Genomic DNA, 12,228 nt, shown 5'->3' with positions numbered 1-12,228 from the left:
GTGGCAGCCGATTACGACGAACTCCGTACCGATGTAAAAGAGAACCAGGAGCAGTCCCTCCAGGCTCTCCAGTCCGCCAGCGCTCCCACGGCCAAGAGTGTCGTGCTTGAACTGGACGAAACCGATGGCCTCGATGCCAACGGCCCCGGCGGCGAAATCGTCGCTGAAGAACTGGTCATCCAGGTCATTCCGCAGGCAAACGACGAGTTCACTTGTCACTCCTGCTTCCTGGTCCGCCACCGTTCGCAGATCGCTCGCGAAAAAGATGGCGTCGCCTACTGCACTGACTGCGAAGGCTAGACGACCCACCACCCCGGCGGGCTAAACATCGTCAGGGAGTGCCGCCGTCGGGATTTAATTGCGGAAGGACCGGAGCGAGCGCTCCGGTCCTTCCGCAATTAACGCCCAGCGCTAGAGTGGGCCGCCCACGGTCTTGTTCCGGCGGTGGTTGGCGATCCTAAGCTGGAGGATCCGCGCCCCTCCCGCCAAGGCCACCAGGACCCCTCCACCAACGGCGGCGATGAAGAGCGTGGTCCCCAGCGCGAGGGTCCCCTCAAATCCCAGGAAACGGACAGTGATCTCGTCCTGGTTTTGAACGAAGAACACGATCAACATGACCAGGAGGACCAGCCCCACAGCCACCGCGACCCAAACCGCAGCGGTCCGGGTGGGCCTGGACCGACCCGGCACCGGGGGCGCGACTATGCGTTCCTGCGGTTCCGAACCGACAGGAATCCTTGCGGCATCTTCTTGGAAACTCATGGATTGGCCCCTCCCCAGACAGCTGATGCTGTGCCATGAACATCATAAGCATGCTGATGAATTGCACAACAGGGGCGTGACGGCTGGATGACGTTTCCGCCTATTTCATCGAGTAATCCGTGCTTGTTGGTCCCGGATCATTGTTCCGAACGGCGTAGTGATGGCCTTCCGAATCAGTCTCGACATCGAAGTTCTTCAAGTCCTGCTCGGAGGCCGTCTCGAAGTCGTCATGCTTGTGCACCACAGGGGAGTCCGTGTCGCCGTGGGTTGCCGGTCCAAAGACGTACGTCAGCCTTTCGGTCACATGCTGGAAGCCTTCCAACTTGCGTCCCATTGTTCTTCCACCTCCTTTCTTACGGGAGAGAAAAAACGGCAGGGCACCTGCGTGCCGCCCGTAAGGCAATTTTACGCCCGGCAGCCCCAAAAGGCTCCGGCGCCAGAGGCTTGGCGCGGTGTCAGCGCAGGGATTTGTCGTCCGGGTTGCGGGGCACCACATAGGTGCTGCCATCGGGGCGGCGGAGGGTTTCCCATTGCTGCGTCTCAGCCTGGCGCTGGGCAAGCAACGTCCGGTTTGCCTCGGTCATTTCATGATCAAGGGAACTGCTTTGCGCCGGACCAAAAATGACCCGAAACTTCCCAGTGGCGCGCATGAACTTCCGCGTAAGGGATTCCTTTGCCACGCTTGATCGACTCCTCTTTTAGACGGTTCAATAAGTCCATAGTACGCTAATCATTAGTACACTAACTAACCGGGGCATCAAGCAGGAGGAAACCATGACCACCGTCAGCGACACCACCCAGGAGGACGACCTCCTGCTGGAGCGCCAGCTCTGCTTCGCGCTCACCGTGGCGTCCCGAAGCGTGGTGGGCGTCTACAAGCCAGTGCTGGAACGCCTGGGGCTCACCCACCCCCAATACCTGGTGATGCTTGCGCTCTGGGAACGGAGCCCGCGGACCCTCAAGGACATCAGCGACAGCCTCCTCCACGAGCCCGCCACCCTCTCCCCCTTGCTGAAGCGGCTGGAGGAAGCCGAGCTCATCACCCGCGAACGGGTGCCCGGCAACGAGCGCGCATTGGCCATCAAGCTCACAGCCAAGGGCGCAGCGCTCCGCGAGCAGGCAACGGCCGTTCCCGGCGAAATCCGCGAGCGCCTGCAACTCAGCCGCGAAGAAGTGGCCGGGCTCCACCAGGCCATGACGGGCCTGATTGCAGCTACCCAACGCAACAGCTCTTCCTGACCGCCACATCAGCGCGCACTATCCCTAGCCAAGCGCAGGGCCGCGGTGGTCTCCTTGAAGCGAGGACGCGGGCACCACACGTGCCGCGTAAAATGGACGCAACTTAGGAGATTCCATGCGCATGCGATTTGTTCGGCCCCTGTTGGCAGTCCTGGCCCTCGCTGGCCTCGCCGCATGCTCCGGCACCCCCACCCCAGGCTCCACGGGCAGCGCAACCCAAGCACCGTCGTCGGCGGCTCCTTCCAGCAACGCTCCTTCCAGCAGCGCTCCCACCACCAGCAGCCAGCCGGCCACCCCCGGTCAGGGCAACGCCGAGCTCTCCATCACGCTCCTTGAGACCCCGGAAGCGGCACCTCAGACCTTTACACTCGTGTGTGCCGGCGGCACGCCAGCCGCCGAAAGCAAGCATCCGTCCGCAGCGGAAGCGTGCGCCACCATCAAGAACAGCCCCGCCATCCTGAGCCCGGCACCTACCCGGACGGACCAGGCGTGCACCATGCAGTACGGCGGTCCCGCCACGGCCACAGTGACCGGAGCCGTGGACGGCAAGGAAGTCACGGCCGCCTTCAGCCGCACGGACGGCTGCCAGATCGCCCTGTGGGACGCCGCGAAGAGCGTCCTCGGTTCAGATGGCGGACTCTAGGCTGCAACACCTCCCCCAGGAGCAATGGCTCGGGCTGGAGGCAGCCCACCATGCGCGGGTCGCGCGGTACGCAGATCCCTATCTGTCACGACGATCGGCAGGTAAGAAGCACCCCGTTGAGGACTTCCTCTTTACGTATTACACCCAGAAACCGGGCCAGCTGCTCCGCTGGCATCCCGGCGACGGCGTGGTCCTCAGTGGGGATCGCGCCCTGGAGCGCGCCGCGTGGAAGTTCTACCGAACGCTCGACGACGACGACCTCGCCTCTGCGGGCTTGCCGGCGGGCACCCCTGCGGTCACCTTTGACCGGGACGGCTTCCTGGCGGACCGCGCGGAAGCAGTCCGTTTCGCGGGGATCATCCTGGGCGGCACAGCGAAGCGGCCGGCCCAGTTCGGTTGCTTCGGGCTGCACGAGTGGGCCATGGTGTACCGGCAGGAGAAGTTCGAGCTGCGGCACGAATACTTGAAGCTCCGGCTCGGCGGCGAGGGCACGGACACTGTGGTGGAAGAGAACCGCATCCGCTGCTCCCACTTCGATGCCTTCCGTTTCTACACACCGGATGCCATCCCACTGAACGAGCTCACACCCACCCGTGAGAACCAGCGGACCATGGAGCAGCCGGGATGCCTGCACGCCAACATGGACCTCTACAAATGGGCCTACAAGCTGACGCCCGCGCTGCCCAGTGGGCTGGTGATGGACTGCTTCGAGTTGTCGTGGCGGATCCGGACCATGGACATGCAGGCCTCCCCTTACGATCTCGAAGAATGGGGCTACCCACCTATCAGGATTGAGACACCGCAGGGCAAAGCCGAGTACGTTGAGTACCAGCGGGCTTTCGCGGCCGAATCCCAGGAGCTGCGGGCCCGCGTGCTCCAGGCAGTGGGGCCGCTCCTGAACCAGCTGAGCGGGTTGGCTGCCTAGGCACCCGCCGCCACCAGCGAAAGGTACCCATGGTTTCCCCTCAAGAGAACGACGCAAACTACAGCGACACAAGCACGAGCGAATACGACGTCGACCTGACAGTCACGCTGACAGAGGCACCTGGCGCTGAGAGCCGGGAGTTCCACCTGCGGTCCGCCGCCGGCATCCTCTCGCCGGACCCGGAATCGATACACTCAAACTTGCCGGACGCGCCTGCGGCGCTTGCCGCCGTCGAGCAATTCGGGGAAGAAATCTTCTTTCCCGAGCCGCGGCCGGACCGAATCTGCACGCAGCAGTACGGCGGCCCCCAAGTGGCCGTGGTCAAGGGCTGGTTCCGTGGCCGCAAAGTACTTAGCCACTTCAGCCGGACGGACGGCTGCGAGATCGCGCGGTGGAAGACGTTGGCGGCCCTGTTGGGGAACACCGGGGGTTCCACCGGCGCTGTGTAGGGCAATTCCCCCACTCAGTTCTGGGAATCACACCCAGCTTTTTGGAAACCCTATACGTACGGGGCCGTCTGAACCACGGCGGGCCTCTGCCCTGTGGGGATAACTCCCCCCACAGGGCAGCGCGGGCCGGGTTTGGATCCGTTCGAGGACCAGGTGCCGCCCATAGCGGACCTGGCCAGCCCTAGCTGACGGCCGGGGCGGGCTTGCGGAGGAACAGTCCCACCACCAGAGCCGTGAGCAGGCACAGGCCCGCATTGACCCAAATAGCTGTGGTGACGCCGCTGAGGACGGCCGGGGCATCGTTGTTCCCGATTGCGAGGATCTGTGCAGTGAAGATGGCGCTCATGATCGGGATACCCATGGTGATGCCGATCTGCTGGCTCATGGTTGCCAACCCGGTGGCGAGGCCCTGCTCTTCATCGGGCAGTCCGGAGGTTGCGGTGACCATGAATCCGACGATCACCACGAGGTTGGCGACGCCCCCTACGAACGTGGCAACCAGCAGCAGGACGATGGAGGCGGGGTCCGCGCTGAGCACTACGAGGGCACCGGTGGCGATGGCCTGGACGATGAATCCGTAGACAATCGCTTTCTTGTTGCCGATCTTTCCGATGACCTTGGGGCCAAGAACACCACCCAGAACAGTTCCGAGACCCAGGACTGCGAAAGCCAGGCCGGCACCGAGCGGCGTGTACCCGAGGACCTGCTGCAGGTACAGCGTCAACAGGAATACCAAGGATGTTTCGGTGACGAAGGCAAGGATGCCCGCGATGTTGCCCCAAGCGACCGTGGAGCGCTTGAGAATGTCCAGCGGTACCAACGGTGATGCGGCTCGTCGTTCGACGGCCACGAAGGCAACGAACAACACCACGGCTGCTGCGAGGGAGCCCAGCGTCAGCGGGTCAGCCCACGAGTGCTCAGCGGCATTCGTCAGACCAAACACCAGCGCCAGAAGGCCGAGGGTCACCGTGATGGCACCGGGAACGTCCAACCTCAACTTGGTGGCGGGCTTGCTCTCTGCCAAAACAATGGGGGCGATGATGAGCACTGCAATGGCTACGGGAACGTTGATGAAGAAGGCCCATCGCCAGCTGAGCAGGTCCGTCAGCAGTCCGCCGAGGATTGCCCCCGTTGTGAACCCGGCAGCCATCAGGGACCCGTTGAGGCCCAAAGCTTTATCACGCAGCGGACCTTCCGGGAACGAAGCCAGCAGCAAAGACAGTGCCGCCGGAACCACGATCGCCGTTGCAACACCCTGGCCGACCCGGGCGATGAGCAACAAAGCAGGATCGGCAGCCAAGCCACCGGCGAGCGATGCTGCGCCCAGCAAGGCCATGCCAATGATGAACATCTTGCGGCGGCCCGCGATGTCCGCCACGCGACCAAACAGCAGTGTGAGCCCGGCAGCGCAGAGCGCGAATGCAGTCGCAATCCACTGAAGGTTCTCCAAGCTGAAACCTACATCGGCGCCAATGGCCGGGAGCGCGACGTTGAGGATCGAGAAGTCGACGGCGAGGGTAAAACTCGCCGCGAGCAGAACAATGAGTGCCAGCCTTTGCCGGCCAGACATACGTTTTGTCGGTTCAGCGGGCCGCTGGGCCTCGACTAAGGGTGGAACGCCGGGTCCTGTGGTGACATCCGGTTGCGTGGTCATGGAGTTGTCCTTCTCTGGAGGGGTCGCCGTCCGCGGACGGCATCTTCACATCTCCACACTCACGGAAGGCCTGGGGATCAACCACACCCCCTTCTGCCTACCCCTGGCAGTGACAGGCGGGACAGGCCCCTACCTTGCCTGGACGCCACTGTCTTGTCACAAGAACTTGTGCGACGTCGTATCAAGGTGTCACTGGCAGGGACAGGACAGCGCCGCTCAAGACCGGCAGAATGGGCCCATGAGTAATCTAAGTGAACTTGGGGAGTTCCTTCGCGTCCGAAGAGCTGCCTTACAGCCAGAGGACGTTGGCCTTCTGAACTACGGCATCCGCCGCGTACCCGGCCTCCGCAGGGAAGAGCTCGCCATGCTTGCCGGCGTCAGCAACACCTACTACACCCGCTTGGAGCAGGGCCTCAGTAACAACGCCTCCGAAGCGGTCATCGATGCTATTGCCCGGGCGCTTTACCTGAACACCGATGAGCGCGCGCACCTTTTCAATCTTGCCCGGCCCGGGACAACCAAAAGGCGGACACTGACCAAGCCGGACAAGGTAAGGCCCGGCACCTTACGGCTCATCCAGTCGATGTCCAACACACCCGCCGTCGTCTTGGGACGCCGCAGTGAAGTGCTCGCCTGGAACCGGATTGGTCACAGGCTTGTGGCTGGTCACTTGGACTTCGCCGCGCCCGAGACGCCTTCAACGAGGCCCAACATGACGCGGCTGCTGTTCCTGGACCGCCACACCCGTGAGCTCTACACACGCTGGCTTGAAGAGGCCACCCGTGCGGTGTCATCGCTGCGGCTGGTGGCGGGCCGCGCCACCGACGACCCGGAACTCGCCTCATTGGTTGGTGAGTTGACCATGAACAGTGAAGAGTTCGCCAATTTGTGGGCACGGCACCCTGTGGAGAACTGCATGTCCGGCCTGAAGTACATGCATCACCCTGAGGTAGGCGATATTGAGCTCAACTTCGAGGTCCTGACCCCGCCCGACGAATCGGGACACCGGATCCTGATGTACACCGCCGATCCCGGAACGCCCGCAGCCGAAGCCCTGCAATTGTTGACTTCCAGCGAGGCCGGCGTGACGGAAGAAGCTCCACATCCCGCTACCAGGTAATGTCCTGAGCACTACGGCTTCATACAACGGGAAGGCCCGATCCACCAGGATCGGGCCTTCCGTTCTTCCGCGTCTATGAGGCGGTCACTGTGGCCCGAACGGGCTCAGGCTGGACCTGCTTGGGCCGCGGCCGCGCCCAGCGGTCCATCACTGGCTTCTCCACGAGGGCGTACAGGGCCCATCCGCCCAACAACGTAGCCACAAAGAATCCGGCCACCACCAGCAAGGCGACAGGCGTTGGGTACACCTCGTTACCAAGGAGAATGCGTCCGTAGAAGATCACCACTCCCTGGCACAGGTAGAAGCCAAAGGAGATGTTCCCCAGCCACACCATGGGTTTGGAGCCAAGGAAGCTTGTATGGCCTGCGATGTCCCGGGTTGCAACCGTGCAGATGATCGCCGCGACCGGAATGATGGTGGCCACGTTGAAGGAGTAAACAAACGGGACCACCATTGCGGCGGCGTAGCCGGCGACGCAGAGCACCAGGGTGTGCCACATCTTCAAGGGAACCCAGCGCCCTGACAGGACTATCCGGGCCAGGATGGAGCCAAGGATGAATTCGAACAGCCGTGCGGGCGGAAAAATGTACCCGAACCAGAACTGGGCTTCAGAGATGGGTGTCAGCGCCGATACCGGCGTGGCAGGGATCAGGTACGTGGTGACCAGCTGCACCGCGATCATCGCGCCAACGGTGGCCCATGCCCATACCCACAGCCGGTTGCCGGGAATCTTCCTGATGGGGACCATGAGCAAAGGGAACAGCATGTAGAAGAGCAGTTCGCTGTTCAGCGTCCATGACGGCGGGTTGACCGCGACGTAGACGGAGGCATCCGGGATGAACGAGTTCACCAAAAAGAGGTTGCTGATCCATCCAAGTGGAGGGTTGATTGCAGCTGCGAACAGGATCATGGACAGCGCCCACATCACCAGGTGGTTAGGGAAGATCTTCAACAACCGGCGCCGCCAGAAGTGACGTTTTGCCTCCCCCGGCTTCGACGCCCAGGCCAGCAGGAAGCCGCTCAGGACGAAGAAGAACGAGACCCCCACGTAGCCGGCTTTGCTGACCATCCATTCAAGGGTTGATCCGAGCCCGGCGTCGGCGAACGGGTTGATGGGATCGTTGGGCGGTATGGGTGAGTTGGACAGCGTGATGTGGAAGAAGAACACCAACAGCGCAGCGAAGAAACGCAACCCTGTCAGGGAGGGCAGCTTGCTGAGCCGGGGCCGGGCGGTGGTCGCCTCGGGAACCGGGGCGGTCATGATGCACGTCCTGCCGGGAGCTCGATGCCGAGGCTGTGGGTGAAGAAGTTGCTGGGGTCCCAGCTTGCCTTGGCTCGCTGAAGCCGGGGGTAGTTTCCCTTGAAGTACAGGGTCTGCCAGCCAACACCGGAGCTGTTGTGCTCGCTGGTGGCTACATCAACGTCCGGATAGTTGATGTAGCAGCCGTCCAGCTGCTCGCCTGGGACGGGTACGCCGCCCGTGGTTTTGAACATGCCCTGGTAGGTTTCCCGCTCCCAGCCAAGGTAGAAATCATCATCTGCTGCCTCCGACCAAAACGTTTGGAGGCAGAATTTGAACGCGGATTGGCGCTGCGCGTTTGCTGTGGCGTCAGGAGCCACAGCATTGACCTGTCCGCCGAAGGAGAACAGCACCAGCATGGTGTTGGGGTTGGTGAAGTCCGGCCTGCTCATCTGACGGTAGAGCACCGCAATCTGGTCATCGGTGAACTTCTGGTTGAGATATGCCGATTTATGGGCGCCACGGCTGGTGGGGTTGGTGATAACCGGGTTATCAGTGCCTACCAGGCGGGTAGCCTGCAGCCACGGGATTTCACGGGTCTTGAAGAACCCGGGCATGGCCGGGATCTCGCCGTTGGGTTTCTCCAAGGGCTCGGGAGTGATGGCAACTCCGTCCAGGATCGCTTCCACGTAGCGTTCCATCACGCCCTTGGCGTCCGGAGCCGCCGCGTCGATCTGGGTGAACATTCCCAGGCTTCCATGGGCTTTGGAGCTCACGTTGAAGAGGCTGCTGAGGTGTGATTCCGGGGTCCCTGGCTGCCTGTATTTCTCATGCCAGGTTCCGAAGTTGGTGATGAGGCGCCTGAATTTGATGTCATCCAGCTGGTCCCACGGAATGGAAATGGCACTGACCAAAACGGTGGAAGGAGCCTTGACCAGTTGCTCTGAGGGGTTCTTGCCCTGAGTTCCCGGAGACCGGAACCAGTATTTGGTAACGATGCCCCAGTTGCCCCCGCCCCCGCCGGTGTGTGCCCACCACAGGTCACCGAGCTCGCCTTTGTCGTCGCGGGTCGCGGTGACGGTGCGGACTTTACGGCGCGCATCCACGGTCACCACTTCGACGGCGTAGAGGTGGTCCACCACCAGTCCGTGCGAGCGGGAGAGCAAGCCGTAGCCGCCTCCGGCTATGTGACCGCCTGCACCGACGCTGTAGCAGATGCCGCCGGGAACGGTGACGCCCCAATTCTTGTACAGCGTTTCGTAGACGTTCATGAGGCGGGCGCCGGGCTCCACTGCGAAGGCCCCCATCTTTTTGTCGTAGTACACCGCGTTCATCGGGGACACATCAAGGATGACCTGGATGGAAGGGTTGCAGACAAAATCAGCAAAGCAGTGGCCGCCGCTTCGTACAGAGACCTTCTTTCCGGTGCGGACTGCTTCGCGGACGGCATCCTCGGCGTCCCTGGTGCTGGTGATCAACCGGACGTAGTCGGGATGGGAGACGAAGCGCTGGTTGTTGCCGGTCATGAGGTCCGCATAGCGGGAGTCCCCGGATTTGATGACCGAGCCATCAGGTACAGTCGCGGATTCCGTTGCGGCCTGCGCCTGCGGGGCATCGGCGGTTCCGAGTGCGGCCAAGGAAGCTGCCGCGATGGTGCCGGCGGACCCTGCCATGAAGAACCGTCTGCCAATGCCGGTCTTTTGGGTGGTTGTCATCAGTTCGATCCTCCACGTTGGACGGTGTTGTTCGGGTGCAGGGTGATTTCGGCTTTGGGGGCAACGAAGTAGTGCTGGACCGAGTAGGAGATGGTGGCGAAATCTTCTGCGCCGTTGCCGGTGAAGTCACCGGCAACGATGCGGGCGATGGACTCCCCGGAGACCTTCCATTTCAGGAACAGGCCCTTCGCCAGATCTACGGCTTTGTAGTAGTACGCGCCCTGCCAGGGGTCCGGACCGCGCAGGCCAATCAGGAATTCGTCGTCGCCGTCTCCATCGAAATCGCGGCACATGACAGTGTGACCGGGGCCCTCACCGTTCTGGTTCGGGTCCCCGTAGATGTCCAGCAGGTGCCGTGTCCATCCCGCAGCCTCCGCGTCTCCCCCGCTGCGCACGTACACAGCGACGGTGTTGCCGTGGAAAGGTTCAATCGCGGCCACGTAGGCCAGAGGATCATCGCCGATGCGGCCGCCGTCGACGTCCCCGCTGCCTTTGAAGGTGGTTTTCTCGAATTGGCTTTCCTCGCCGTCTCCGATGTGCTCCCAAGCCCAGGTGTTGTTGTCCTGGTCGTAGTAGAGCCACGTGACGCCTTCATCGGAGGCCATGAGGATGGAGTCCAGCGGTGAGCCGGGAATCAGTCCGCCCTTCTTGGCGACGCCGTGGATCATCCGGAAGTCCGAGTCGCTGATGATTTCCTTGTCCCATTCGGCGCGAGGGTCATCGGTAGGGGTGAACAGCACCACGGGCAGGACAGCGTGGACGTCCTCGACGGCAACGATGGGGAACCCGATGATCTGGATCTTGTCCGTACGCGTGAAGTGGCCGACGCGCAAACGGTGCATGCCGATGGCACGCCCGACGTAATGCCGCTTCCAGTTTTCGGTGGCTTCGGACGGGTTGCCGGGGTTTTCCAGCCAGTCGATCTTGCCGCCTTCGGGGTCAGCGTGGTGGATGGTTCCGCCCGGACCATAAAGCTGGTAGCAAACCACCAGGTCCGTGGTGCCGTCACCGGTGATGTCACCGAAGTCCATGCCGACGGGTTCTTTGATCTTGTCCAGCACCAGCTTCTTTTCCCAGGTGGGATTTTTGTACCAGTAGATTTCACCGACTTTCAGGCCGTAGCCAACGAGGTCCGGCTTGCCGTCGCCGTCAATATCTGCCGCTTCCAGCCAGTAGCCGTCGCGCAGGAAGTCCGTGACTGTCTCGGTTCCGAATACCGGTTCGGTGACATCCAGAGTGGGTGTGGTCTTGGGGATCGCTGGTGAAGTCATGAGAGTACCTTTCGTGTGAGTACGGGTGATGGTGCTGTTTCCGGTGTGCCTGAGGTGTTCGTTCGTCGCAGCATCAGCGACGCTGACGCAATGAGCGCGACAGCGATGATGGCCAGGCCTGCGCCAACCCAGATGGGTGAGGCCAAGCCAAGCCCTGCCGCGATGGTTGTCCCGCCGAGGTGGGCGCCTATCGCGTTGCCAAGGTTGAACGCGGAGATGTTGACTCCGGAAGCCAGCGTTGGCGCTCTGTGCGCGAAGGACAGGACGCGGGTCTGCATTCCGGGCACTGCCGCGAATCCGACAGCACCGAGGAGGAACAGTGTCACCGCCGCACCCCACGGGTTATGGACGGTAACTGTGAAGACCAGCAAAACAACGGTCAATGCCGAGAGGAGGGCCACCAAGGATTTGTCCAGGTTTCCGTCCGCCGCCTTGCCACCGATGATGTTCCCGGTGAACAGTCCGACGCCGAAAATGACCAGCATCCACGGCACCGCCCCTGCCGGCATCCCGGCGAGCTCGGTGAGCATCGGTGCGAAGTAAGTGAACGCGCCGAACATGGCCCCGAACCCGAAGACGGTGACCAGAATGGACAGCCACACCTGGCCGGACGTGAAAGCCCCGAGCTCGCGTCGCAGCTGTCCCGGTCCCCGCTCGACGGCGTCCTGCGCCGGTACGTAGGCCATCAGTCCGGCCAGGGCGATGATTCCCACAATGGTGATCGCCCAGAAAGTGGATCTCCATCCCAGCTGTTGGCCGAGGAACGTACCCAAGGGAACGCCGAGGACGTTGGCGATGGTCAGCCCGGCGAACATGATGGAGATTGCCCTGGCTTTGCGATCCGGGGTGACCAGCTGTGAAGCCAACACGGCTCCAATCCCGAAGAACGCCCCGTGGCACAGCGCCGCCACGATTCTGCCCGCAAACATGGTTGCGTAGTCCCCGGCCACCGCTGACAGCAGGTTTCCCAGAATGAAGAGCACCATCAAGGCGCACAGAACAGTCTTGGGGCGAAGGGCCGCCGTCGCTGCAGTCACCAGCACCCCTCCGACGGCGACGCTTAATGCGTAACCGGAAACCAGGTGCCCGGCAACCGGAATGCTGACGGAGAAATCCGCCGCCACCTCCGGCAATAGTCCCAGGATGACGAACTCGGTGAGGCCGATGCCGAAGCCTCCCACCGCGAGGGCCAGCAGCCCCAACGGCATCC

Annotated in this window: 14 protein-coding genes; 6 read left to right on the top strand and 8 right to left on the bottom strand. The window is 62.5% G+C overall.

Annotated elements, in window-relative coordinates:
* Window positions 1–300 (top strand): DUF4193 domain-containing protein, encoded by a 300-nt coding sequence (locus tag BMY91_RS18640; protein WP_011773410.1) that lies wholly within the window; start codon window positions 1–3, stop codon window positions 298–300.
* A 111-nt stretch (window positions 301–411) separates the two neighbouring features.
* On the opposite strand, the gene BMY91_RS18635 is transcribed toward BMY91_RS18640, so the two are convergent.
* The 3 genes from BMY91_RS18635 to BMY91_RS18625 form a co-directional block, all read right to left on the bottom strand.
* On the bottom strand, window positions 412–762 hold the full coding sequence (locus BMY91_RS18635; RefSeq protein WP_090824648.1) for a LapA family protein: 351 nt from the start codon (window positions 760–762) through the stop codon (window positions 412–414).
* A 100-nt stretch (window positions 763–862) separates the two neighbouring features.
* A complete protein-coding gene (locus BMY91_RS18630) occupies window positions 863–1,096 on the bottom strand; it encodes a hypothetical protein (RefSeq protein ID WP_090824646.1) in 234 nt (77 codons plus the stop codon).
* 121 nt (window positions 1,097–1,217) lie between these two features.
* The gene (locus BMY91_RS18625; RefSeq protein WP_090824644.1) at window positions 1,218–1,442 is read right to left on the bottom strand and encodes a hypothetical protein; all 225 of its coding nucleotides are present in this window, start codon (window positions 1,440–1,442) and stop codon (window positions 1,218–1,220) included.
* Window positions 1,443–1,536: 94 nt separating this feature from the next.
* Here BMY91_RS18625 and BMY91_RS18620 point away from each other — a divergent pair, with 94 nt between their 5' ends.
* The 4 genes from BMY91_RS18620 to BMY91_RS18605 all read left to right on the top strand — a co-directional run bounded on the left by BMY91_RS18620 (window position 1,537) and on the right by BMY91_RS18605 (window position 4,018).
* A complete protein-coding gene (locus BMY91_RS18620) occupies window positions 1,537–2,001 on the top strand; it encodes a MarR family winged helix-turn-helix transcriptional regulator (RefSeq protein ID WP_090824642.1) in 465 nt (154 codons plus the stop codon).
* 115 nt (window positions 2,002–2,116) lie between these two features.
* Complete coding sequence (locus BMY91_RS18615) at window positions 2,117–2,644, top strand: SSI family serine proteinase inhibitor (protein ID WP_090824640.1); 528 nt, start codon at window positions 2,117–2,119, stop codon at window positions 2,642–2,644.
* Window positions 2,631–3,569, top strand: a complete 939-nt coding sequence (locus tag BMY91_RS18610) for a 3-methyladenine DNA glycosylase (RefSeq protein ID WP_090824638.1) — start codon at window positions 2,631–2,633, stop codon at window positions 3,567–3,569. Before BMY91_RS18615 ends, BMY91_RS18610 begins: the two co-directional genes overlap by 14 nt.
* Window positions 3,570–3,598: 29 nt before the next feature.
* Entirely contained in the window at window positions 3,599–4,018 is a 420-nt protein-coding gene (locus BMY91_RS18605; protein ID WP_090824636.1) for a serine protease inhibitor, read from the top strand.
* Between the two features lie 181 nt (window positions 4,019–4,199).
* Here BMY91_RS18605 and BMY91_RS18600 read toward each other — a convergent pair whose 3' ends face one another.
* The gene (locus tag BMY91_RS18600; protein WP_090824868.1) at window positions 4,200–5,588 is read right to left on the bottom strand and encodes an MFS transporter; all 1,389 of its coding nucleotides are present in this window, start codon (window positions 5,586–5,588) and stop codon (window positions 4,200–4,202) included.
* A gap of 322 nt (window positions 5,589–5,910) precedes the next feature.
* Between BMY91_RS18600 and BMY91_RS18595 the strand changes: the two genes are divergently transcribed.
* Window positions 5,911–6,792, top strand: coding sequence for a helix-turn-helix transcriptional regulator (locus BMY91_RS18595; protein WP_090824634.1), 882 nt, complete (start codon window positions 5,911–5,913; stop codon window positions 6,790–6,792).
* Window positions 6,793–6,865: 73 nt separating this feature from the next.
* Here the strand turns inward: BMY91_RS18595 and BMY91_RS18590 are convergent, their stop codons facing one another.
* Genes BMY91_RS18590 through BMY91_RS18575 form a run of 4 tightly spaced genes read right to left on the bottom strand, consistent with a single transcriptional unit; the run spans window position 6,866 to window position 12,226 of the window.
* Entirely contained in the window at window positions 6,866–8,053 is a 1,188-nt protein-coding gene (locus BMY91_RS18590) for an acyltransferase family protein (RefSeq protein ID WP_090824632.1), read from the bottom strand.
* Complete coding sequence (locus tag BMY91_RS18585) at window positions 8,050–9,747, bottom strand: FAD-binding oxidoreductase (RefSeq protein WP_218143861.1); 1,698 nt, start codon at window positions 9,745–9,747, stop codon at window positions 8,050–8,052. The genes BMY91_RS18590 and BMY91_RS18585 overlap by 4 nt, the downstream gene beginning before the upstream one ends.
* Window positions 9,747–11,018: an FG-GAP repeat domain-containing protein gene (locus BMY91_RS18580; RefSeq protein ID WP_090824630.1), complete on the bottom strand. Its 1,272-nt coding sequence runs from the start codon at window positions 11,016–11,018 to the stop codon at window positions 9,747–9,749. The genes BMY91_RS18585 and BMY91_RS18580 overlap by 1 nt, the downstream gene beginning before the upstream one ends.
* A complete protein-coding gene (locus BMY91_RS18575; RefSeq protein WP_090824865.1) occupies window positions 11,015–12,226 on the bottom strand; it encodes an MFS transporter in 1,212 nt (403 codons plus the stop codon). Before BMY91_RS18575 ends, BMY91_RS18580 begins: the two co-directional genes overlap by 4 nt.
* Between the last annotated feature and the right edge of the window lie 2 nt (window positions 12,227–12,228).

Source organism: Arthrobacter sp. yr096, from assembly GCF_900108925.1.
Lineage (GTDB): Bacteria > Actinomycetota > Actinomycetes > Actinomycetales > Micrococcaceae > Arthrobacter.
The sequence above is the reverse complement of the archived record's forward strand: the minus strand, read 5'-3'. Positions and strand labels throughout refer to the sequence as shown.

What these genes read in the sequence shown, in the direction of transcription:
- BMY91_RS18635 (WP_090824648.1), bottom strand. Translation starts at nt 762, where the DNA reads ATGAGTTTCCAAGAAGATGCCGCAAGGATTCCTGTCGGTTCGGAACCG.
- BMY91_RS18630 (WP_090824646.1), bottom strand. Translation starts at nt 1,096, where the DNA reads ATGGGACGCAAGTTGGAAGGCTTCCAGCATGTGACCGAAAGGCTGACG.
- BMY91_RS18620 (WP_090824642.1), top strand. Translation starts at nt 1,537, where the DNA reads ATGACCACCGTCAGCGACACCACCCAGGAGGACGACCTCCTGCTGGAG.
- BMY91_RS18615 (WP_090824640.1), top strand. Translation starts at nt 2,117, where the DNA reads ATGCGCATGCGATTTGTTCGGCCCCTGTTGGCAGTCCTGGCCCTCGCT.
- BMY91_RS18610 (WP_090824638.1), top strand. Translation starts at nt 2,631, where the DNA reads ATGGCGGACTCTAGGCTGCAACACCTCCCCCAGGAGCAATGGCTCGGG.
- BMY91_RS18605 (WP_090824636.1), top strand. Translation starts at nt 3,599, where the DNA reads ATGGTTTCCCCTCAAGAGAACGACGCAAACTACAGCGACACAAGCACG.
- BMY91_RS18600 (WP_090824868.1), bottom strand. Translation starts at nt 5,588, where the DNA reads ATGTCTGGCCGGCAAAGGCTGGCACTCATTGTTCTGCTCGCGGCGAGT.
- BMY91_RS18595 (WP_090824634.1), top strand. Translation starts at nt 5,911, where the DNA reads ATGAGTAATCTAAGTGAACTTGGGGAGTTCCTTCGCGTCCGAAGAGCT.
- BMY91_RS18590 (WP_090824632.1), bottom strand. Translation starts at nt 8,053, where the DNA reads ATGACCGCCCCGGTTCCCGAGGCGACCACCGCCCGGCCCCGGCTCAGC.
- BMY91_RS18585 (WP_218143861.1), bottom strand. Translation starts at nt 9,747, where the DNA reads ATGACAACCACCCAAAAGACCGGCATTGGCAGACGGTTCTTCATGGCA.
- BMY91_RS18580 (WP_090824630.1), bottom strand. Translation starts at nt 11,018, where the DNA reads ATGACTTCACCAGCGATCCCCAAGACCACACCCACTCTGGATGTCACC.
- BMY91_RS18575 (WP_090824865.1), bottom strand. Translation starts at nt 12,226, where the DNA reads ATGCCGTTGGGGCTGCTGGCCCTCGCGGTGGGAGGCTTCGGCATCGGC.